Source organism: Pseudarthrobacter sp. H2 (assembly GCF_050157045.1).
Classification (GTDB): Bacteria; Actinomycetota; Actinomycetes; order Actinomycetales; family Micrococcaceae; genus Arthrobacter.
Genome location: NZ_CP189594.1, coordinates 2,038,671 through 2,060,656, shown reverse-complemented (window position 1 = coordinate 2,060,656; position 21,986 = coordinate 2,038,671). Strand labels below are relative to the sequence as shown.

15 protein-coding genes are annotated in these 21,986 nt (G+C 67.2%); 6 read left to right on the top strand and 9 right to left on the bottom strand.

Going from position 1 to position 21,986, the window contains the following annotated elements:
• The first annotated feature begins 22 nt into the window (after nt 1-22).
• From ACQCSZ_RS09750 to ACQCSZ_RS09740, 3 genes are read left to right on the top strand one after another with little or no spacing between them, the layout of a single operon-like run.
• On the top strand, nt 23-1,282 hold the full coding sequence (locus ACQCSZ_RS09750; RefSeq protein WP_427007797.1) for an ATP-binding cassette domain-containing protein: 1,260 nt from the start codon (nt 23-25) through the stop codon (nt 1,280-1,282).
• The gene (locus ACQCSZ_RS09745; protein ID WP_427007796.1) at nt 1,279-2,169 is read left to right on the top strand and encodes an ABC transporter permease; all 891 of its coding nucleotides are present in this window, start codon (nt 1,279-1,281) and stop codon (nt 2,167-2,169) included. The genes ACQCSZ_RS09750 and ACQCSZ_RS09745 overlap by 4 nt, the downstream gene beginning before the upstream one ends.
• Nucleotides 2,170-3,237: a glycine betaine ABC transporter substrate-binding protein gene (locus tag ACQCSZ_RS09740; protein WP_427007795.1), complete on the top strand. Its 1,068-nt coding sequence runs from the start codon at nt 2,170-2,172 to the stop codon at nt 3,235-3,237. It abuts the gene before it with no gap.
• A gap of 31 nt (nt 3,238-3,268) precedes the next feature.
• On the opposite strand, the gene ACQCSZ_RS09735 is transcribed toward ACQCSZ_RS09740, so the two are convergent.
• The 8 genes from ACQCSZ_RS09735 to ACQCSZ_RS09700 form a co-directional block, all read right to left on the bottom strand.
• Nucleotides 3,269-3,967 carry a molybdate ABC transporter substrate-binding protein gene (locus tag ACQCSZ_RS09735; protein ID WP_427007794.1) on the bottom strand — a complete coding sequence of 233 codons (699 nt, stop codon included), beginning with the start codon at nt 3,965-3,967 and terminating at the stop codon, nt 3,269-3,271.
• An 11-nt stretch (nt 3,968-3,978) separates the two neighbouring features.
• Nucleotides 3,979-4,890: a dioxygenase gene (locus ACQCSZ_RS09730; protein WP_427007793.1), complete on the bottom strand. Its 912-nt coding sequence runs from the start codon at nt 4,888-4,890 to the stop codon at nt 3,979-3,981.
• Nucleotides 4,891-4,975: 85 nt separating this feature from the next.
• Nucleotides 4,976-6,052, bottom strand: a complete 1,077-nt coding sequence (locus ACQCSZ_RS09725) for a maleylacetate reductase (protein ID WP_427007792.1) — start codon at nt 6,050-6,052, stop codon at nt 4,976-4,978.
• Between the two features lie 2 nt (nt 6,053-6,054).
• A complete protein-coding gene (locus tag ACQCSZ_RS09720; protein WP_427007791.1) occupies nt 6,055-7,851 on the bottom strand; it encodes an FAD-dependent oxidoreductase in 1,797 nt (598 codons plus the stop codon).
• A 108-nt stretch (nt 7,852-7,959) separates the two neighbouring features.
• Nucleotides 7,960-8,955, bottom strand: a complete 996-nt coding sequence (locus tag ACQCSZ_RS09715) for a helix-turn-helix domain-containing protein (RefSeq protein ID WP_427007790.1) — start codon at nt 8,953-8,955, stop codon at nt 7,960-7,962.
• A 528-nt stretch (nt 8,956-9,483) separates the two neighbouring features.
• Nucleotides 9,484-10,443 carry an alpha/beta hydrolase gene (locus tag ACQCSZ_RS09710; RefSeq protein WP_427007789.1) on the bottom strand — a complete coding sequence of 320 codons (960 nt, stop codon included), beginning with the start codon at nt 10,441-10,443 and terminating at the stop codon, nt 9,484-9,486.
• A 72-nt stretch (nt 10,444-10,515) separates the two neighbouring features.
• The gene (locus ACQCSZ_RS09705; RefSeq protein ID WP_427007788.1) at nt 10,516-11,091 is read right to left on the bottom strand and encodes a flavin reductase family protein; all 576 of its coding nucleotides are present in this window, start codon (nt 11,089-11,091) and stop codon (nt 10,516-10,518) included.
• Nucleotides 11,088-12,332, bottom strand: a complete 1,245-nt coding sequence (locus tag ACQCSZ_RS09700; protein WP_427007787.1) for an acyl-CoA dehydrogenase family protein — start codon at nt 12,330-12,332, stop codon at nt 11,088-11,090. The genes ACQCSZ_RS09705 and ACQCSZ_RS09700 overlap by 4 nt, the downstream gene beginning before the upstream one ends.
• 168 nt (nt 12,333-12,500) lie before the next feature.
• Here ACQCSZ_RS09700 and ACQCSZ_RS09695 point away from each other — a divergent pair, with 168 nt between their 5' ends.
• Together ACQCSZ_RS09695 and ACQCSZ_RS09690 are read left to right on the top strand one after the other, a co-directional pair.
• Nucleotides 12,501-13,511 (top strand): helix-turn-helix domain-containing protein, encoded by a 1,011-nt coding sequence (locus tag ACQCSZ_RS09695; protein ID WP_427007786.1) that lies wholly within the window; start codon nt 12,501-12,503, stop codon nt 13,509-13,511.
• A gap of 2 nt (nt 13,512-13,513) precedes the next feature.
• Nucleotides 13,514-13,831 (top strand): DUF6457 domain-containing protein, encoded by a 318-nt coding sequence (locus ACQCSZ_RS09690; protein WP_427007785.1) that lies wholly within the window; start codon nt 13,514-13,516, stop codon nt 13,829-13,831.
• 154 nt (nt 13,832-13,985) lie between these two features.
• Here ACQCSZ_RS09690 and ACQCSZ_RS09685 read toward each other — a convergent pair whose 3' ends face one another.
• Nucleotides 13,986-16,337: an FdhF/YdeP family oxidoreductase gene (locus ACQCSZ_RS09685; RefSeq protein WP_427007784.1), complete on the bottom strand. Its 2,352-nt coding sequence runs from the start codon at nt 16,335-16,337 to the stop codon at nt 13,986-13,988.
• Nucleotides 16,338-16,704: 367 nt separating this feature from the next.
• On the opposite strand from ACQCSZ_RS09685, the gene ACQCSZ_RS09680 reads away from it, so the two are divergent.
• On the top strand, nt 16,705-21,936 hold the full coding sequence (locus ACQCSZ_RS09680) for a peroxidase family protein (RefSeq protein ID WP_427007783.1): 5,232 nt from the start codon (nt 16,705-16,707) through the stop codon (nt 21,934-21,936).
• The last annotated feature ends 50 nt before the right edge of the window (nt 21,937-21,986 follow it).

Below are 21,986 nucleotides of genomic sequence, written 5' to 3'. Positions count from 1 at the left end.
CCCAACATCCACTCCCGCTTCCATGACAGACAAGTCGCTGCACGCCGAAGGAATTACCGGGGCCAGCATCCTGCTGGACAACGTCACGAAGCGCTACCCCGGCCAGGCAAGGCCTGCGGTGGACGGCCTGACCCTGGAAATTCCAGCGGGGAAAATGGTGATGTTCGTGGGCCCGTCAGGCTGCGGGAAGACCACCACGCTGAAGATGATCAACCGGCTGATCGAGCCCACCGAGGGGCGGATCGTCCTCAACGGTGAGGACGTCACCAGGAAAGACGGGGACCAGCTCAGGCGCAAAATAGGCTACGTCATCCAGGCCGGCGGCCTTTTCCCGCATATGAGCGTTGCGACAAACATCGCCATTGTGCCCAGGATGCTCGGCTGGGACAAGGAACGCACCGCGGCCCGCGTCGACGAGTTGCTGGAGCTGGTCTCGCTGGATCCCGGTATCTACCGGGACCGTTTTCCCAGGGAGCTCTCGGGCGGTCAGCAGCAGCGCGTCGGAGTGGCCCGCGCCCTCGCCGCGGACCCGCCCGTGCTCCTGATGGACGAACCGTTCGGCGCGGTGGATCCGATCACCCGCCAGCGCCTGCAGGACGAGCTGCTGCAGATCCAGTCCGAACTGCAGAAAACGATTGTCTGCGTGACGCATGACTTCGATGAAGCGGTGAAGCTCGGTGACTGGATCGCGATCTTTGACGAGGGCGCCCGGCTGGTCCAGTACGACACACCCGAACGCATCCTCGGGGATCCGGCCAATGAATTCGTGGAGAACTTCATCGGGTCCGGCGCGGGCCTCAAGCAGCTGACCCTGACACGGGTTGGCGACGTGCCTCTGGCCGAAGCCATCACCGGCAGCCCCGGCGAAGCCGCAGCGGAGGTTCTGGCCCGCATCACCGCGGCCGGCCACGGCCACGCCGTCATCGTGGACGCGCGCCAGCGCCCCCTTCAGTGGCTGTCCCGCCGCCAACTCAGCCGGATGGAGACCGTCAGCTCCGCCTCGGACCCGAAGCTGCCCGTGGTGGGCAGCAGGGCCACGCTTAACGACGCCCTGGACACCATGCTCGTTTCCAGTGCCGGGGCGGCCCTGGTGACCGGTCGGCGGGACAGCTTCGCAGGCGTCATTGACGTCCAGACCATCATGGCGGCCATCACCAAGGCCCACGAGGCAGCCGCGCTGGACTCACTGGACGCACCGGTCGGAACAAACACCGGTGCCATTCCCGCAGCGTCAGGACCCGCCGGGTCCTTGGCCGCGGGCGAAGGGCGGACCGGCCAATGAGGCTTCCCGGGCAGCGCTCCCAGACCGCGGGCGGACCCGGTGCCGCGCGGGACGGTGCCACCGCGGCGGGGGCGGGGCTGCCGGATATGGAACCGCTGGATACTGAGGCGCTCGACGCCGATTCTGCCGTAGTTGCCGGCACCGTCATCGACGCCGGCACAGGCTGGCGCTCCTGGCGGGCGCTGGGCTATCAGCTTCTGGGCATCATCGCCGTCGTCCTCGTCCTGGGCGGATGGTTGCTCACCGCGGACCTGTCGCCCGCCGAGCTGACGACCCTGGCCCCGGCTGCGCTGTGGGGCCACACTCTCGAGCACCTCCAATTGACCCTGCTGGCGGCTGTGATCGTGCTGGTGGTTGCCATTCCGCTCGGAATTGCCTTGACCCGCCAGCGGTTACGCTTCCTGAGCGGTCCGGTGCTGGTACTCGCGAACATCGGCCAGGCCGCGCCCTCGATCGGGCTTGTGGTGCTGCTGGCCTTCTGGCTTGGATTCGGTTTCTGGGCCGCCGTCATTTCACTCGTCCTGTACGGAGTCCTGCCGGTACTGAAGAACACCATGGTGGGGCTCCAGCACGTGGACCAGCGCCTCGTGGAAGCCGGCCGCGGAATGGGAATGACTGCCGCCGCGGTCCTGTTCAAGGTGGAATTGCCGATGGCTGTACCGATCATGCTCGCCGGGATCCGCACCGCGCTGGTGCTGCTGGTGGGGACCGCCGCCCTGGCAACCTTTATCAACGGAGGCGGGCTGGGAATTCTGATCACCACGGGCGTGCAACTCAATCTGCCTGCGGTCCTGGTGGTGGGATCGCTCCTGGTGGCCGTGCTGGCGCTGTTTATTGACTGGGCGGGACGGGTCGTTGAACACGTGGCCCGGCCGAAAGGACTTTAGATGCTGGACAAACTTCAGGGCGGTTCAGCTGGGGCCCGGCTCCGGCGCGCGATCAGGCGCAATATCAGGCGCACAATCCGGCGGCCGCGCGCCCGCACCGGCGCCGTGGCGGTTGCCATCGCGGGAGGGCTGCTGTTGACCGGCTGCGGGCTGGCACCGGCGGCGTCCTACGTCCCGGCGGCGGGGTCCGGCAGCATCAGGCCGGTCGACGGCGCGGCCGGGGCGAAGCTGACGGTCACCGGACGGAACAACACCGAGGGGCTCATCCTGGGCAAGATGGCGGTGCTCGCCGCCAAGGCCGCCGGCTTCGAGGTCTCGGACCTGACGAACGTCCCCGGCAGCCAGCCCACCAGGTCGCTGATGCTCGCCGGGAAAGCAGACATCATCTGGGAGTACACCGGCACGGCGTGGCTGTCCTTCATGGCCCACCCCTCCGGCATACCCGAGCAGGACGCGCAGTGGCAGGCCGTCCATGACGAGGACCTGGGCAATGGCCTGACCTGGGGCGCCAAAGCCCCGCTGAACAACACCTATGCCCTCGCCGTGACGAACGAGACGGCCGCCAAATACGGGCTGAGCACGTTGTCTGACATCGCCAAGCTGCCGGTTGACCAGCGGACGTTCTGCGTCGAGCCGGAGTTCAATTCCAGACCGGACGGCTTCGGCCCGATGCTCAAGCACTACGGCCTGGACCGGGGCTCCGATTCCGGCGTGCCGGAGCGCAACATCGGCCTATATGACGTCGGCGCCGTCTACAGTGCCACGGACAAGGGTGAGTGCACCCTCGGCGAGGTATTCGCCACGGACGGCAGGATCGACGCGTTGGGCCTGACCGTGCTCACCGATGACAAGAAGTTCTTTCCTGCCTATAACGTGGCGCCTGTGTTCTATTCCAAGACCCTGGCCGCCCACCCCGAGCTTGAAGGGATTTTCGCGCAGATTTCCCCGCTGCTGACGGATCAGACGATGCGCAACCTGAACTTGAAGGTCGACGTCGACGGCCAGGAGCCGGCGGATGTCGCCTTCGAATGGATGAAGGAGCAGGGCTTCCTCACCGGGGCACCATAAATCCGGTCCTCAGATCCCGGCGCGGAGCCGCTCAGCCGGCAGGCTCGAGCCCGGCGGCGGCATAGGCGGCCTTGGCCGGCTCCCCGGCCAGGTACGCCACCAGCGCCCCGGCGTCGTGCCTGCCGGTGCCTGGTGCGGTTCCTGCGGAGAACGCCGTGTAGTGCTGGATTTCGGCGGGGAGCGGGCCGGCGATTTCGGCTTCCGGAACGGACAGGAGTTCGCTCATCTGCTGGATGGCCAGGTCCGCCCTGCCATCGAGCAGCGCCAACGCGGTGAATCCTGTATCGACAACGGTGGCCTGTTCGGTAACCTGTCCCGCGATCCCGAGTTCCTGGAGCAGCTTCGCGAAGTAGATGCCGCTGGGCCCGTTCCGTGAGTAGGCCACGGAACGGGCCGCGGTCAGCGCCGCGGTGAGCGCCTCCACGGTGGAAATGTCCGGGACGGCGGCGCCGGGGGGAACGGCGACGCCGATGCCGGCCTGCGCAAGCGGTGTCAGGCTCCCGGCGTCGAGGATTCCGGCGGCGGCGAAGCGCTCGAGGGCGGCGGTGATGCCGAGGACGACGTCGGGACGGGCACCGGCGTCGATCTCCTGGACCAGCGCGCTGGTCGGGGCGAAGCGGGCCTCAACGGCGATTCCCGTGTCGCGGGTGAAGGCGGGCAGGAGGGCATGTTCCACCGCGCCCCGGAGGGCGACGGCGCAGAACAGGGTCAGGGCGGGGTGTTCGGTCATGGTTTCGGGTCTCAGTTCCGGGCGGGGGCGAGGACGATGTCGAAGCGGGTCCGGGCCCAGGCCTGGTCGCCCAGGTCCCGGCCGTCGGGGGTGGGGGTTCCCGCGGCCTGGGGTTCGAAGCGCTTGATGAGGGAGTCCTTGACGCCGAAGACGGAGTCCCCGGTCTCGATCTGCGGGTCGCCTGCCACGAAGATGTGCGTCACGAGGGTCCGCAGGCCGTCGGCGGTGACCATGAAGTGCAGGTGTGAGGCGCGGACGGGGGAGCGGCGGACGGCCTCGAGCATTTTGCCGACGGGCCCGTCATGCGGGATGGGGTACGGGGTGGGGGTGAGTCCCCAGAACGCGTACTTTCCGTGGTCGTCGGCGAACAGGTGGGCCCGTCCGGCCACGCGCGCATCGGTGTACTGGACGTCGTAGAAGCCGTCTTCATCGGCTTCCCAGACCTCGATCCGGGCGCCGGGGACGGGTTTGCCCTCGGTGTCGGTGACGGTTCCCTCGACCCAGCAGGGCTGCCCGGCGGCGCCGCCGGCGATGTCGCCGCCGATCGGGATTTCGGGGGCGTCGGCGACGAAGAACGGGCCGAAGACGGTGGCCTCGGTGGCGTTTTTATGGGCTTCGTTGTTGATGGCTATGGTCTGCATGGACAGGCCCAGGACGTCGGAGAGCAGGATGAATTCCTGGCGTTTGTCGTCGGTGATGTGCCCGGAGGCGGTGAGGAATTCAATCCCTGTGGTCCACTCGTCCTCGGTGAGCCGGACCTCGCGGACGAAGTTGTGCAGGTGCCGGGTCAGGGCCTGCATGAGCTGCTTGAGGCGCGGGTCTTGGGTCTTGTCGAAGGACGCGACGACGGTGTCCACGAGTTCCTGTTCGACGGCGGCCTGCTCCGGGCTGATGGTGTTCCCGGCATGGGTGGTTTCGGACATGCTGTACTCCTGCTGTTCGTGTGGGGGAGTGGTTCGGGGGTGGGAAAGGTGCGTTGTTCCGGCCCTGGTCAGGGATCCAACAGGGTCAGAGGTCCAGGAGGACCCGGGGGTCTTCCCCGGTCAGGGCCGCGGTGAGCAGGGCGGTGAGGTTCTCCGCGGTGACGGGCCGCGGGTTGGACGCCGGCACGGCGGGGAGGACGACGGCGACGGCCTCGGCGATCCCGTCCGCGGTGAAGCCGTAGTCCGACAGTGCCCTGGGTGCGTCCAGGCGTTTGCGGAGCTCCTGCAGCCCGGTCAGTGCGTCGGCGGTGCCGAACGCTGCGGCGATGCGGGCGGCGGCGTCGGGCGCTGCGGGGGCGTTGAAGGCCAGGACGTAGGGCAGCACGGTGGCGTGGGTCTGGGCGTGGGGGAGGTTGAAGGTGCCGCCCAGGACGTGGCAGATCTTGTGGTGCAGCCCGGACCCGGCGGAGGCGAACGCCACGGCGGACAGGTAGGCGCCGTAGAGGGCCTGCTCGCGGCCCTCGGTCCCGGACGGGTCGGCGGCGATGAGCGGCAGGCCGGAGCTGAGGGCGCGGATTCCTTCGGCGCCCAGGGCGGCGTTGATCGGGTCCGCGCGGGGGCCCCACATCGAGTCGATGCAGTGCGCCATGCCGTTCAGGCCGGAGGCGACGGACATGTCCACCGGCAGGGACAGGGTCAGGGCCGCGTCGTAGATCACCGTGGCGGGCAGGACGGCGTCGTCCACGCCGGTGGTTTTCCGTGCCGCCTCGGTCAGGCCCCACACATTGGTGGCTTCTGATCCGGCGTAGGTGGTGGGCACGGCGATGATCGGCAGCCGGGAGGTCATCGCGATCGCCTTGGCGAGGCCCGTCGTCGAACCTCCGCCCACACACACCAGCAGGTCGATGCCGTGCCCGGCGGCCGCGGCGCGGGCCTTCTCTGCCGTCTCGATCGGGACGTGCATCACGACGTCGTGGTGCCAGAGCGCCACCTCGATCTCCGCAGCGACCGTGCGGGCCATCGGCGTCTCGAACTCCGAGGCGATCACCATCACCCTGCCCGCGCCCAGGCGGGCGACCTCTGCGGCGAGGTTCGCAGCGGCCGCGCCGGTGCCGAACAGGACACGCTGGCCCAGGGTCACATGCTCAAAGGAAAGGCTCATAGTCAGTTCTCCCGGTTCAGGATTGCGGCGACGGCCCCGTAGAGGGCGCCTTCCGGATCGTGCGGCAAGCGGTCGGCGCGCCAGCCGACGTGCTTGTCCGGACGGACCAGCACGGCACCATCTTCCGCCACGCCACGCAGTTTCGCCCAGTCGAAGTACAGGTCGGTGACCTCCTGTCCCGGGCCGATCACCACGGAACCGACGGCGACGCCGAGCCGGTCGCTGACCTTCTGCGCGGCCGGGGCCCAGTCCGCGCCCGTGGGACCCGTAATGACGGTGAACTGCCCGTAGGGGGCGAGGTCGTGGGTGGAGAGTTTGCGGCTGCTGTCGCCCACCCAGGCATGCGGGAGCCGGCCGCCGGGATGTGTCGATGCTTCGTAATAGAGTTCCGGATCCCGGACAGGCCCGGGCTTGCTGGTCCCGTCGCCGACGACGGCGGAGGAGTCGTAGTGCTGGCCGAGTTCCACGCCGTGGGCGTTGAACTCGTAGTTCTTGATCTCCATGGCCGCCTGGATGGCCTGCCGCTTGGCGGCGCCTTCGGCGGTGTTGTCCTTGCGCGACTCGATCAGGGCGTGCATCTCCTCGGCGGTCCGGGCCTTGTCGATCCCGAGCGCCTCGAAGAGCTGGCCGAATTCCCGGCCGGACTTGTTCGCCCGGGTCACGATCTGCCTCGCCACTGGGGCCCGCTCTGCGGTGTAGGTTTCCAGCAGCTCCCCGCCGGCCTGGCCCTTGAGGACCGCGGCGATCTTCCAGGCCAGGTTGTAGGAATCCTGGATGGAGGTGTTGGAGCCGAGCCCGTTGCTCGGCGGGTGCTTGTGAACGGCGTCCCCGGCACAGAACACGCGCCCGGCCTGCAGCCGGGTGGCGTATTGCTCGTTGTTGCCCCACAGGGACGTGCCGGTGATCTCCACGTCCAGGTCCGGGACGCCGACCAGGTTCCGCACGATCTGCGCGGCGGACTCGTCGGTCACCGTGGGGGGCTCGTCGTTGATGTCGAAGCCCCAGACGATCAGCCACTCGTTCCACGGCCGCACCATGCGCACCAGGCCCGCGCCGATGCCGCCGATGTTCGACCCGGGCTGGACCACCCAGTACAGCACCGAAGGCCGGTGGCCCACGAGTTCGGCGATGTCCGCCTTGAAGGTGATGTTCATCGACCCGGCAATGTCCATCTGGCCCTCGTACGGCAGTCCGATGTCCGCGGCGACCTTGGACCGGGCGCCGTCGGCGCCGATCAGGTACCTGGCCCGGATGGTGTATTCATGGCCGGTGAGCCGGTTCAGCACGCGCACGCTCACGCCGTCGTCGTCCTGGCTGTGCGAGAGGTACTCGGTGGAGAACTGCGTCTGCGTGCCACGCACGGTGGCGTTCTTGACCAGGATCGGCTCGAGGTATGTCTGCGGAATGTCGCAGTTCAGGGACGGGGACGCCAGCTCGTAGTCCGCGTGGCGTGCGGGGTGGGTTCCCCAGCTAAGGATCCGCCCGATCTCCTCGCCGGCGATGGACGTGCAGAACACGGTATCGCCGATCATCCCGTGCGGGGTGGCGTCGGCCAGGACCTGGTCCTCGATCCCCAGGTCGCGGAAGATCTCCATGGTGCGTTGGTTGGTGATGTGGGCCCGGGGCGTGTTGGCCGTCCAGCGGTACTTGGTGATCATGATGTTCGGGATACCCAGGCTGGAAAGGAACAGTGCGGCCGAGGAACCGGCCGGGCCGGACCCGACGATCAGGACGTCCGTGTGGACGATGCTTGCGTCCGGGAGCGCCGTCTCGGCGACCCCGTCATTGAATACCACCATGGTGACTTCTCCATCTCCTGCTGCCCGGCGCCGGTGCCGGATGTCTGGAACCAGCATGCCTGTGTTGCAGGACACCATGCGGGGTAATGCCGATCACGGCGGAAATAGTCAAAAACCGGCTGCGGCGAGGAGCTCCTTGCGGTCGCGCAGCGGGGTGGTGCTGAAGTGCGCGCGGTAGCTGCGGGTGAAGTATTCCTGGGAGGCGAAGCCGTGCCGGGCCGCGACCTCCGACAGCGGGGTCGACGCATGATCCGGCGATGCCATGAACTCGCGGGCGGCCTGCAGCCGTGCTTCGAGGATCGCCTGCGGCACGCTGCGCCCGGAATCGGCAAAAAGCCGCGAGAGCTGGCGTTCCGAGATGCCGACGGCGGCGGCGAGCCGCCCGGCGGACAGGCCGGGGGTGGCGAAGTGCGAGGCGATGAAGACCTCGGCAGCAGACACATGGCCCGCTGGTGACCCGGCGTTGCCCAGCATGTGTCCCAGCAGGTCCACGACACGCTGTTCCAGGGCATCCCATTCGAGCAGATCTCCCGACATAGCTCCGCCAACAGTCTGCGCCAGGGCTCCTGCATGCGTGGCATCGGGCGCCGTCCCGCGGAAGGAGAACACCCGGGGTCCGGCCAGGTTCGAGGTCCCGGTCAATTCTTTGAGGGTGGTCCGCGGGAACTTGACGGCCAATTCGTCGACGCCCGCGGACAGGTCGCGGCTGAACGGCTGGTCCACGTCACACAGGATGCCTTGGCCGGCGGAGAGGGCTTCCCGGCCGCCGCGGTGGTTGAAGTGGCCGGTACCACGCAGAATGAAATAGGCCACCACGCCCTCGGCGGGGTGCTCGGCGATTTGCCGGTGGTCGCGCTCGACCACATGCGGGGTACCGCGGACCCTGGCAAGATGCAGCGTCGGCAGGTTCAGGTTCAGTTCAACGCCCTGAAATGGCGCGTCTCCCAGTGTCTGCGCGCGCAGGCCAACGAGGGAACGCGCATTGTGCTGCTCCCACAGCGGGATCCGTCGTTCGTCCGGGATGCCTGAGGTGGCGAAGCGCGTCAGGCCGTGCGGGCGGCGTACGGCCCTGTCGGTGATGGGCGCGGGCCTCAACTCGGGCATCAGGAGGCCTGGCTACTCTGCCGGGACCACATCGGGCACCTCGCGGAGGTATCCAAGCGCGACGCACCGGGCGGCGTCGGCCAGGGCCAAAGCTCCTACGAAAAGTATGGTCTGGATCACACGCACCCCTTGAGCTTATCCGATGCGCCGGACGCACGACCTTGCCGGGGCAGGAATCCAAGCGTTCGCCCGAGCACGCCGGCGGCGCGCCCAGACGAACACCTCCCGCTCACCGAGTTTGCGTGACCGAGTCCGTGCCGCTGCCGTCGTAGAGGCCCTCCCAGGGGGAGGCGGAGATCGCCTCAGGCCGGGACGGCCAGGAGACGGCCTCCGGCCGGGACGGCCAGGTCACGGGCCCTGTAGTGTCCGACGGCGTGCTGTCCGACGGCGTGCTGTCCGGCGGCGTGCGGTGCGGCGGCGTACTGTTGGACGCCGTGCGGTGCGGGGCTGCACTGATTGAAGCGGTGCAGCCCGGGATGGCGTTCCCGGCCGCTGAACGCGTCTTGATCCTGATGCTGGCGAACATGGTCAGCGCGCAGTGCTGGCGGCGGAGCCGGCGCGGGTCCGGATGGCGTCGGCGACGAGGTCCATGGCCTCGGCGCTGGCCGGCAGGACGTTGACCATGGAGAAGAACGCGTGCATCTGCCCCGGCCAGCGGTGGTGTTCGACGTCGACGCCGGACGCTTCGAGGCGCGCGGCATAGGCCTCGCCTTCGTCGCGGAGCACGTCGTGCTCGGCCGTGATCACCAGGGCGGGCGGAAGGTCCGCGAGCGACTCCGCCCGGAGCGGCGACGCCTCGGGATTGGTGCGTGCGGCAGGCTCCGGGACGTAGTGGTTCCAGAACCAGTGCATGAACTCTGTGGTGAGGAAGGATTGGTTTTCCGGTGCGAGATAGGAAGTGCGGGTGAAGTCCGAGTCCGTCGCCGGGTAGAGCAGCACCTGGCCGGCGAGCTCCGGACCGCCGTTGTCCCGGGCGCGGATGGCCGTGACGGCGGCGAGGTTTCCGCCCGCGCTGTCACCGGCGACAAAGAGCGGCACGCGGGCCCCGGCGATCCGTTCGGCATTGTCGGCAGCCCACTGCAGGGCCGTCCAGGAGTCCTCGACCGGCGTCGGGAACGGGTGCTCGGGGGCCTTGCGGTAGTTGACCAGGACGACGGCGGCACCGGACTTTATGGCCAGCTGGCGGCCGAGGGTGTCGTAGCCTTCGATGTCTTCCAGGACCCAGCCGCCGCCGTGCAGGTAGACGAGCACGGCGTTCGGCTTCGCATTGGGGGCGAGGACCCGGACGTGGAACTGCCCGCCGTCGTAGCCGGCCAGGGTGTGGTCTTCGATGTTGTGCACCTCGGGGCCGGCGCCGTAGAGGTCCTTCAGTCCGCTGCCGGCGATCCGGGCTTCCGCGGCGGACAGTTCCCACAGGGGTTTGGCATCCGGTCCGGCGGCCTGGGCCATGCCGGTCAGGAACGCGGTAGTGGCTTCGTCAAGTGCCATTGGTTTCTCCTCTTTGAGATGTCGGCGGTGTGCTGAGTAATGGTTTTGAACAGAACGTACGGCGGCGGCCGGTCAGCTGATCGCGGACAGCCCGCTGAGCCGGTGCCAGGCACGGTTGTGGTAGACCAGAGGGCTGGATTCGGCCTCGGATGCCGGCTCCGCCACCGATGCCTGCAAGACCTGGACGGCCACCACCGTGGAGTCGCCGGCCTGCATCCGGTCCACGATCCGGCCGCGCAGCCAGGTCGGGGCGTCGTGCAGGACCGGCTCGCCGGTCACCAGCCGGGACCAGCTGGACGTATCCGCGAAGCGGTCGATCCCGCTCGTGGAGAACGTCTTGGCCAGTCCCATCTGCTCTGCGCCCAGCAGGTGGACCACAAGGGTTTCGGCCCGTGCCAGTGCCGGGGCGGTGGAGGAGAAGGCGGAGAGGGAAAAGACCAGCAGCGCCGGGCTGGCCGAGACGGAGATGACGGACGTGGCGGTCAGCCCGACGGGGCCGTCCCCGGCATCCGCGGTGATCACGGCGACGCCGGCCGGGTGGTTGCGGAAGGCGGCCTTGAAGTCGTCGGCGGAGAGCATATCCCCGGAGCCGACGCTGGCGACTCTGGCGGGGGACGGGATGGAAACAGCTGCGTTTGCGGCGCTCATTTCCCGGCCTCCGTGGCCGATGCCTTTTCAGCCGGCGCTTCTTCGGCGAGGGAGAAGAAGACCCATTCGGCGTTCCTGGCGAGGCCCGAGAGCATCCGGCCGCAGGCCTGGAGTACGACCGGGCCGGACGTCATGTGCTGCGTGCCTGCGTGCATGTCGCGGAAGAAGCGCTGCAGGTCGCCGTGCCGGAGGGCCGCCGTCGCCGCCCATTTATAGACAGTCATGCAGACGTCGTGGGCGGACCAGGTGGCGTTGTTCAGCGCGAGGCGGGTCAGCGTTTCCTGTTCGGCGGAGAGCAGTCCGCCGCTGTCCAGCGTGGCCTCGTTGTCCCTCCAGACCTCGAACACGAAGGCCCGGGCCGAGCGGAGGGTGGCTTCTGCCTTGGCGTATTCGGCGGCGAACTGGTCGGTGTCGACGCTGGCGCCCGGGGCCCCGGATTTCTTCTGGGCGAGCGTCTTCAGCTCATCGAGCATCCGGCGCCCGACGCCGAGCGCCCAGCCGGCGTGGTTGATGCCGGACATGTTGGCCAGCCCCATCCGGTAGAGGGCGCCGCCATAGACGCTCTCCTTGGTGGTGACGTCGTAGGTGTAGGACTCGGGCACGAACAGGTCTTCGCAGCTGTAGTCGATACTGCCGGAGGCCTTGAGGCCCATGACGTCCCAGTTGTCCACGATGGTGGCCTGTTCCTTGGGCAGCGTGAAGACCAGGGGCTGGCCGGTCTCCATCACGATGGCGGCCGTGTGGATGTGACTGGCGTGCGGCAGGCCGGAGGCGAAGCTCCATGACCCGGTCAGGAGGTATCCGCCGTCGACCTTCTTTGCCTGGCCCATCCGGGTGCCCTGGCCGGCCATCAGGTGGTAGCCGCCGTTGGCGAACAGCTCATCCGTGGCGTCCTTGCCCTGGTAGGCGGCGGTGGTGCCGGTGATCATCTGCAGGGCCATCACGGCCCAGCCGGTGGAAGCGTCGGCGTAGGAGAGCTTCTCGATGACCTCGATGACCTGGCGGGGGGATGCCTCATAGCCGCCGAGCTCACGGGGGATGCCAAGGCGGAAGACGCCGGAGTCGTGGAGGGCCTGGACAGCCGTGTCCGTGAGGCGCCCGAGTTCCTCGTTCTCATCCGCCTGCGACATCAGCAGCGGGCTGATTTCGTCGATGCGGACCAGCAATGCCGGGACGTCGTCGCTGACGTGCAGGCGGCCTGTCGATTCCAAAGCGGTCGATTCCAAAAGTGTCTGGGACATTTATTGCTCCTGGCTTGTTACGGTGCTGTCATTGCAATGTATGCGTGATCCGGCTCACCTTGGATACGATGGAGTGCACACCAATGTTGTGACAGCGAACACATCCGCAGGTGTGATTCAGGCTGGTGGTCACACGCATGGCGGTGCGGACCGCAGAAGAGACGTTGAATGAGCAAAACCCTGAATGACCGGGCAATGGTGCCACGGGTTTTCGCCGAACAGGCGAAGGACCCTGGGTCTTGGGGTGCCATGGTTTCGTCGGCGCTCCTCGCACTGGACATGGAAACCGACCAGCCCGAGTCCTTCACAGCCCGGATACGGAACCGCAGCCAGGGCGGCATCCATCTGGCGGAGATCGAGGCGTCCGGGCATGCGGCACGCCGCGGCGCGGAGCGCGTGGCCGAGGACGCGGGATCGCTGGTCCTCTGCCATGTCCTCAGCGGCGAGGGATACATCATCCAGGACGGCCGGCAGGCGCAGCTGGGCCCGGGGGACTTCGGCTTCTACCAGACGGCGCGGCCCGTCGAGATCGTTGTTCCGACGGGGTTCAACATCCTGTTCCTGAAGTTTCCGCAGTCCCTGGTCACGCTGTCGAGCCTCCAGATCGCGGACCTGGTCGCCGAACGGCTCGACAGCCGTTCGGGGCTGGGGCCGGCGATGGCCGGGCTTCTGGGCGGCCTGAACTCGGTGGTGGACACGCTCTCACCCGAACTGCAGATGCTGACTCTCCATAACGCGGTGGACCTGACGTCCACGATGATGCGCCACGAGCTGGCCGCCACCGTCAGCGCCGAACCGGCGGGGCAGAAGCGCGTCCGCTTCGAAAGCATCGCCGCGTACATCGACGCGCAGCTTCACGACCCGGACCTCACGCCCGGCCGCATCGCCGCGGCGAACTTCGTCTCGGTCCGCTATCTGCACGCCATCTTTGCCGAATCCGGCGAGACGGTAGGATCCTGGATACGCACCCGCAGGCTGGACCGCTGCGCCCGGGACCTGCGCGACCCCCGCCTGGCCGACAGCCCTGTGAGCGTCGTGAGCCACCGCAACGGGTTCAAGAACCAGTCCTATTTCAGCCAGATCTTCAAAGAAGCGATGGGCCAGGCACCCGCGGAATACCGGGCCGCGGCGCTGAAAGAGGGTAGACCGGCAGTTCACGGACCCCACAAACAGGAGTAGCCATGACGTTGTCCCGGGATGAAGACAGCTCGCTGCGGCACTGGAGCGCCCGCCTGATCCAGGCATTGCAGATCCTTGATCTGGAAGTAGACCACGAGAGGATCGTCGACGTCGCGAACGCGTCGGCGGAGGCTGTGAGCCCTAACGCGGGAGCCATCAGCGCGTTCATCGTCGGGTACGCGGCGGGCACGGCGTCCACCAAGGGACGCAAAGGCTCGCGGGAGGCCGTGCACGCCGCTGCCGAGAAGGTCATTGGACTGTGCAGGCACGGCGAGTCGGGCGGCCCGGACGAAGAGGGCTGGACCAAAACGGCCCAGTAGCGTCCAGGCCCAGCAACGACCAACAGCGAGGCGCCGCCGGATCAGATCCTCGGCCCCGGGGGACATGCCCTCCCCTCAGGTCCGGGGATGGACATGGTGGCATTATGTCCAGTGGCCGCGGGCGGGACTGGGCATGTCCCGTGGCGCCGGATGCCTACCGCGCCTGGGCCGCCCCGGGCGTCACCCGCTCGGCAGCGTCCGGTGTCTGGTCCGGGCTCGGCTCGAGACGGACGATGACCGCCTTGGAGACCGGGGTGTTGCTGCCTTCGGCCGTATGGTTCAGCGGGACCAGGACGTTGGCTTCCGGGTAGTAGGCGGCCGCACAGCCGCGGGCGGTGGGGTAGGAGACCAGCCGGAACTTGCGGACCATGCGCTCCATGCCATCCTGGTAATCGCCGCGGATGTCCACGTACTGCCCGTCGGCGAGGCCAAGCTCGGCGATGTCCTCCGGGTTGACGAACACGACGTGGCGGCCCTTCTTGATGCCCCGGTAGCGGTCGTTGTGCCCGTAGATGGTGGTGTTGAACTGGTCGTGGGAGCGGATGCTCTGCAGGATCAGCGTCCCTGCCGGCCGCTCGATATGCTCGAGCTCGTTCACGGTGAGGACGGCCTTGCCCGTCGGTGTCGGAAACGTGCGGGAATCCCGCGGCCCGTTGGCCAGGATGAAGCCGCCTTCCTGCCGGATCCGTTCGTTGTAGTTCTCGCAGCCCGCCACCACATGGGAGATGTGATCCCGGATGAGGTCGTAGTTCTTTTCGAAGCCGTCCCAGTCGGCGTTGATCTTCGTGCCTAGGACTTCCGTCGCCAGCCGGCTCACGATGGCCGGCTCCGAGAGGAGGGTGTGCGAGACGGGCTCGACGCTGCCCCGGGAGGGATGGACCGCGCAGACGGTGTCCTCCACCGACACGAACTGGGGCCCGGACTCCTGGATATCGATCTCGGTGCGTCCCATGGTCGGAAGGATCAGCGCTTCCGCTCCGGTCACCGTGTGGGACCTGTTCAGCTTGGTGGAGATCTGCACCGTCATCTCGGTCTGTTCCATGGCGGCCTGGGCGGCGTGCGTGTCCGAGATGGCCGCCACGAGGTTGCCGCCGAGGGCCATGAAGACCTTGATGCCGCCGTCGCGCATCCTGTTGATCGTCTCGACGGCGTCCGTGCCGTGTTCGCGGGGCGGCTCGAAGCCGAACTCCTTGCCGAGGGCCTCCATGAAGGACTGCGGCATCTGCTCCCAGATGCCCATGGTGCGGTCACCCTGGACGTTGCTGTGCCCGCGGATCGGGGAGGCGCCGGCGCCGGGTTTGCCGATGTTGCCGCGCAGCAGGAGCAGGTTGATGATCTCCTTGATGGTGGCCACGGCCTTCTTCTGCTGGGTGAGCCCCATGGCCCAGGTGATGATGACCTTGTCCGCCTTCAGATAGCGGTCAGCGAGCTCGTCGATATCCTCGGTGCGCAGGCCCGTGGCCTCCAGCACGGCCCGTTCGTCGAGTTCGGCCAGGTGCTTGGTGAGTTCTTCGAGCCCTTCGCAGTGCTCCGCCAGGAAGGCGTGGTCCAGCACGGTCCCCGGGTTCCTGGACTCGGCGTCGAGCACGCGCTTGGAGACTGCCTGCAGCAGCGCCATGTCGCCGCCGATCCGGATCTGCAGGAACTGGTCCGCGATCTGCGTGCCGTGGCCGACGATCCCCTTGACCTTCTGCGGGTTCTTGTACCGTCGCAGCCCGGCCTCGGGCAACGGGTTGACGGCGACGATCCGGCCGCCGTTGTCCTTGCACGCCTCAAGCTCGGTGAGCATGCGGGGATGGTTGGTGCCCGGGTTCTGGCCCATGATGATGATCAGGTCCGCCTTGGCATAGTCGTCGAAACTGACGGTGGCCTTGCCGATGCCGATGGTCTGCCCCATGGCCCAGCCGGAGGATTCGTGGCACATGTTGGAGCAGTCCGGCAGGTTGTTGGTGCCGTAGCCGCGGACGAACAGCTGGTACAGGAAGGCGGCCTCATTCGAGGTCCGGCCGCTGGTGTAGAACGCCGCATGATCGGGGGAGTCCAGGCTCTTGAGCTTGGTGCCGATGATCCGGATCGCCTCGTCCCAGCTGACCGGCTTGTAGTGGTCCTCGCCGGGGGCCTTGTAGACGGGCTCCGTGAGCCGGCCCTGCATGCCCAGCCAGTACTCTGAGCGGCTCCGCAGTTCGCTGACGGAATGCCCGGCCCAGAAGTCGGAGGCGATCACCACCGGCGTCGCCTCCCAGGTGACGGCCTTGGCGCCGTTCTCACAGAACTCGAAGGCCTTGCGGTGGTGCGGGTCCGGCCACGCGCAGCTGGGGCAGTCGAACCCGTCCTTCTGGTTCATCTTCAGCACCGTCCTGCGCGTGCGGTCCAGCCCCATGTGCTCGACGGCGGGCATCATCGAATGCAGGACCCCGGGGATGCCTGCGGCCCAGCTCTTAGGTCCGTCTCCGGCCTCGATATCCTGTTCGTCAACTTCCTCGATCCGAGGATTCTTGCGGGTCACCGTGAACTTCCCTTCTGAAAACACCGCCGGGACCCGATGGCGCCGACCTGCCGCTATGCGCCCTGCTTTCAGGCCTGCTACAGGCCTACCAGCTTGCCCCGGCTGCCGCAAGCAATCCGCCACCGCTGAACCCCGGTGGGGACAGGCGGAAAGGGGCTCGTCCAAGATTTGTCCCAGAGATCCCCTGGACTCGTCCAAGTTTTTTCGAGGGTAAATCCAAGTTTTCCGGAGGTCGCCACCTGCACTCTTGCACCATCATTCACTCCAAGAGGCAAGGTGCACCATGAATGTGTTCGCATGCACGAAAGTGGAGGGCCAAAGACGCGTCTTTGGCAAACCAACCCGTTTAGTCGCGGCAGGGACCGCAATGGCCCTGCTCAGTTTCGTCGGACTCACCACATCCGTGGTCGGTGCCAACGCCGTCGTGGCCCCCGTCGGGCAGGGGTTCACCGTGACCCCATCCGACCTGGCGTTCATCCTGAAACAAATCAAGATCGCGGAGCGGCACGCTGCAACGTTTACGCCCGATCAGCCGTGCGCCACCCTGGTGGGCCCCGGTCCCGACCAGATCCCCGATGCCCTCACGTCCTACGGTCTGCGGACGGTGGACGGCTCGTGCAACAACCTGATTCCGGGCCGGGAGAAATTCGGCGCGACAGACCAGACCTTCCCGCGCTTCACCAAACCCGTCTTTAAGGATGCCGAGACCACCCCGGCCGCCTTCGGGCCGCCAACTCCGACGTCCTACAAGCAGAAGAGTGGATTGGTGTTCGACTCGCAGCCGCGCGAGATCAGCAACCTGATTGTGGACCAGACCTCCACCAACCCGGCTGCCGTGGCGGCAGCCGCGTTCCCCGTGAGAACTCAGGGCAACCCAGGCCTTTTCCCGTGCATCACGGACCCGGTTCCCGGGCCTCCTGCAGTTGACGGAGTTCCCACCGGCTGTGTGCCGTCGCACCAGACTCTCTTCATTCCGAACGTGACCACGGATGTTGGTCTCTCACCGCCCTACAACTCCCTGTTCACCTTCTTCGGCCAGTTCTTCGACCACGGTGTAGACCAGACCGTCAAGAGCGGCGGCACGGTCTTTGTGCCGCTCCACGATGACGACCCGCTGATCGCCGGACCGGACCATATCCTCGGCAACGCTGACGACCTGCCCGCGAACCAGCGGTTCATGGTGCTGACCCGGGCGCAGAACCAGCCCGGTCCTGACGGCATCCTGGGCACCGCCGACGACATCCAGGACGCCACCAACGAGGACTCGCCCTGGGTGGACCAGAGCCAGACGTACACCTCGCACGCATCGCACCAGGTGTTCCTGCGCGAGTACGTGAACAACCCCGCAGGCAAGCCGGTCTCGACCGGCAAGCTCCTTGGCGGCCCGAAGAACCCCGACGGAACCCCCGGCCCCAAGGCCACCGGCATGGCCACCTGGGCCTCGGTCAAGGCCCAGGCCGCTTCACTGCTCGGCCTCCAGCTTAGGGACGTCGATGTGACCAACATTCCGATGCTGGCCACCGATCCGTACGGCAAGTTCGTGCCCGGTCCGAACGGGCTGCCGCAGTACGTGACGGCGACCGGCCTGGTCGAGGGAAACCTCACCTCGCCTGTTCCCGTTCCGGCCAACGCGCTCCATTTTGATACGCCGTTCCTGACGGACATCGCGCACAATGCGGACCCGGGCACGGTGGGACCCTGCACGACCGCCATCGGTGTGACGCCTCGGGTACCAACCGGTTGCCTCAGTCCCGATGCCGACAACGTGGCATCCGCGGACTTCGCTAACCAGCCGGCCGGTACGTACGACGACGAAATGCTGAACGCGCACTTCTGCGCTGGCGACGGCCGGGTCAATGAGAACATCGCGTTGACCACGATCCACCAGGTCTTCCACTCCGAGCACGACCGGCTCGTGGATGACATGAAAGCTACCCTGCTCGCGGACGCAGCCCCAGGAAGCGCAGGCGCCGCAGCCCTGGCCGAGTGGCAACTGCCGGCCGTCGGTGCCAACGGGTGGAACGGGGAGCGCCTGTTCCAGGCTGCCCGTTTCGTCACCGAGATGGAGTACCAGCACCTGGTGTTCGAGGAGTTCGGCCGCAAGGTCCAGCCCGCGATCCAGCCCTTCCACGTCTACCACTCAGACATCAACCCCGCGATCCACGCAGAGTTCGCCCACGCCGTGTACCGCTTCGGCCACTCGATGCTGGACGACACGGTCGCCCGCACCAACATAAACGGGACGGACAACTCTGTTCCGCTGCTCAAGGCGTTCCTGAACCCGCCGGAGTATTTCAACGGCGGTTCTGCCGGCGATCTCACTCCTGAGCAGGCCGCCGGCAGCATCGTCATGGGCTCGGCGGACCAGACGGGCAACGAGCTCGACGAGTTCGTCACCGAAACGCTGCGCAACAACCTGCTGGGTCTGCCCCTGGACCTGCCCACGATCAACATGACGCGGGCCCGTGACGCGGGCGTCCCGCCGTTGAACAACGTCCGCAGGCAGATCTTCGCGGCAACCAACGACGGTCAGCTCAAGCCCTACACCAGTTGGTCGGACTTCGGCCAGCACCTCAAGCACCCGGAGTCGCTGATCAACTTCGTGGCGGCGTACGGCACGCACCCGTCCATCACCGGCCAGACGACCCTGGCCGGCAAGCGGGCAGCGGCCAAGGCCATCGTGGACCCGGCACCAACCGACACCACCCCGATCCCAACCGACGCGGCGGAGTTCATGTTCGGCACGGGACCAACGTATGCGAGCACGGCCGACGGTGTGACCACTACGGGCGTCGACGACGTCGACCTTTGGGTTGGCGGTCTCGCGGAGATCACGAACCTGTTCGGCGGCCTGCTCGGCACCACGTTCAACTACGTCTTCGAGAACCAGATGACCGACCTGCAGAACGGGGACCGGCTGTACTACCTGGCCCGTACCCCGGGAATGAACCTGCGGACGCAGCTCGAGGGCAACTCGTTCGCCGAGATGATCCAGCGCAACACGGACGGCACGCACTCTCTGAAGGCTGACGTGTTTGCCACGGCCGACTGCAAGTTCCAGCTCTCGAACCTCAATGGAACGCCCGCCGGCTTCACTGCCTTCGGATCGACGGTCGCCGACGACACGACGACCCCCGACTGTGACGAGTCCAAGCTGCTGCTGCGCAAGCCGGACGGTACCATCCAGTACCGCCAGGTCAACAGCGTCGATCCAGTGGGAATTAACGGGCAGTCCGTCTACAACGGCACGCCCGGCGTCGACCGCATCTATGGCGGCAACGACAACGACACCTTCTGGGGCGGCGCAGGCAATGACGTCATCGAAGGCAACGGCGGCGACGACGTCATGCTCGGCGGCGACGGCAACGACATCATCACCGACCTTGCCGGTGACGATGTGCTGAAGGGCGGCCCCGGCAACGATGCCCTCGACGGAGGAATCGGCAACGACATCTTCATGGGTGGCGATGGCCAGGACTTCATCAACGGCGGAGCCAATGACAACGAGACCTTCGCAGGTCCCGGCAATGACTTCGTCATCGCCGGTCAAGGCGCGGACGCCGTCTTCGGCGACGGAGGCGACGACTGGATCGAGGGCGGCTCCGGCCAGGACCTGTTGATCGGTGACCATGGTGCCCCGTTCTTCGATGATCCCGCCCAGGTCAAGCCGGGCAACGACATCATGATCGGCCAGGTAGGAGAAAACGACTACGACGCCGAGGGCGGCGACGACATCATGACGGCCAACGCGGCCATCGACCGGTTCGCCGGTGCCGCCGGGTTCGACTGGGCAATCCACCAGTACGACACCGTCGGAGCCGACGACGACATGATGATCAACAACAACCTGATCGGGCTGCCTCTCCCTGTGGTCGTGAACCGCGACCGCTGGCAGGAGACCGAGGCCAACTCGGGGTCTGCGTTCAACGACACCATCCGTGGCGACGACGCTGTGCCGAGTGCCGTCGGTGGTGCCGGCTTCACCGGCTGCGACGTCCTCGACCAGGCTGGCGTCGACCGGATCAACGGACTGGGAGCCCTGCTGCCGCCGCTGTCCGGCGACCTGGCTGCGGTGGTCGCGGCCTCGGCGAACAAGTCCTGCCCGCTCAGCGGCCCGATCTGGGGAGAAGGCAATATCCTCCTGGGCGGTGCCGGAAACGACACGATCGTAGGTCGAGGCGGTGACGATATCATCGACGGGGACAGGTCGCTGGCTGTCCGGATCAGTGTTCGCACCAATCCGGCCGATCCGTCGACCGAGATCGGCAGCGCCGATCTCATGGAGAGCCAGTACAAGCGTGACGCATCGGGCGCCCTCTTCGGCCCGACGTTGCAGGCCGACGTATTCGCTGGTGTCATCGACCCCGGCAACCTGGTGGCCGTCCGGGAGATCCTGAGCCCGGCTGCCGGGACGGACACGGCGTCTGTCGACACCGCGGTCTTCTCCGGCCCGCTGTCGAACTACACGATTGTCGCAGCACCGGCGACGGGCACGACCTTGGCCTCGGTTAAGGTCACCCAGACCGGCGCCAACGTAGCCGGCCAGAAGGTCAGTGACGGAATCGACACCCTGCGCAACATCGAGATGCTCCAGTTCTCCGACCAGACAGTGTCTGTCGCATCCACGGTTGCACCTCCGGTACCTCCGGTACCGGCGGTACCGGCGGCACCGGCGGCACCGGCGATCGGCGCAGCGACTGCCGGGACAGGTTCGGCGACCGTGAGCTTCACGGCCCCTGCACCCAACGGGAGCCCGGCGATCACAAGCTTCGAGATCGTCGCGACCCCGGCGACGGGCCCTGCCATCACGGTGACAGGAATCCCGGCGACCGCAACCAGCGGCACCGTTACCGGCCTGACAGGCGGGACGGCGTTCACCCTCCAGGTGCGCGCCGTGAACGCAAACGGTCCCGGCCCGCTGTCGGCGGCCTCCAACCCGGTCACCCCGACAGCACTGGACACGGTGGCTCCGACGGTAACGGCACGTACCCCGGCATCGGGTGCCTTCTCCGCCAGCCGGACCGCGAATCTGACGGCAGCGTTCAGCGAAGCGGTGGCGCCAGTGACGGGAACCAACTTCCAGCTGCGGGGGCCCACCAATGCGTTGATCCCCGCCGTCGTGTCCTACAACCCGCTGACCCGGGTTGCCACTCTGAATCCGAATGGCAGCTTGGCGAACGACACGAAGTACACGGTGACCCTCTCGGGTATCCGTGACCTTGCGGGCAACACCATGGCGACGACCACCTGGTCGTTCACCACCGGACCCGGCCCCACCATCACCGCCACGACTCCCGTTTCGGGAGCCACCGCGGTGCGGCGGAACGCCAATGTGACAGCCACCTTCAGCGAGGCCATCACCGGCTTCGCGGTTGCCGGCAAGGTCCGCATCGAGCGGGTCTCGAACGGAGTTCCGTTCAGCTCGGCGGTGTCGTTCAACGCCCTGACCAGGGTGCTGACGATCAACCCGACCGGCAGCCTTGTCGCGAACACCCAGTACAGGGTCACCATCACCGGTGGCACGACCGGGGTCCGGGACCTGGCCGGTAACCCGCTGACCACCCGTGTATGGACGTTCACCACGGGAGCAGCGCTGTAGCACCAGTCCGGGATGGCCGGCTGGCGGGTCCGCAGGGGCCCGCCATCCGG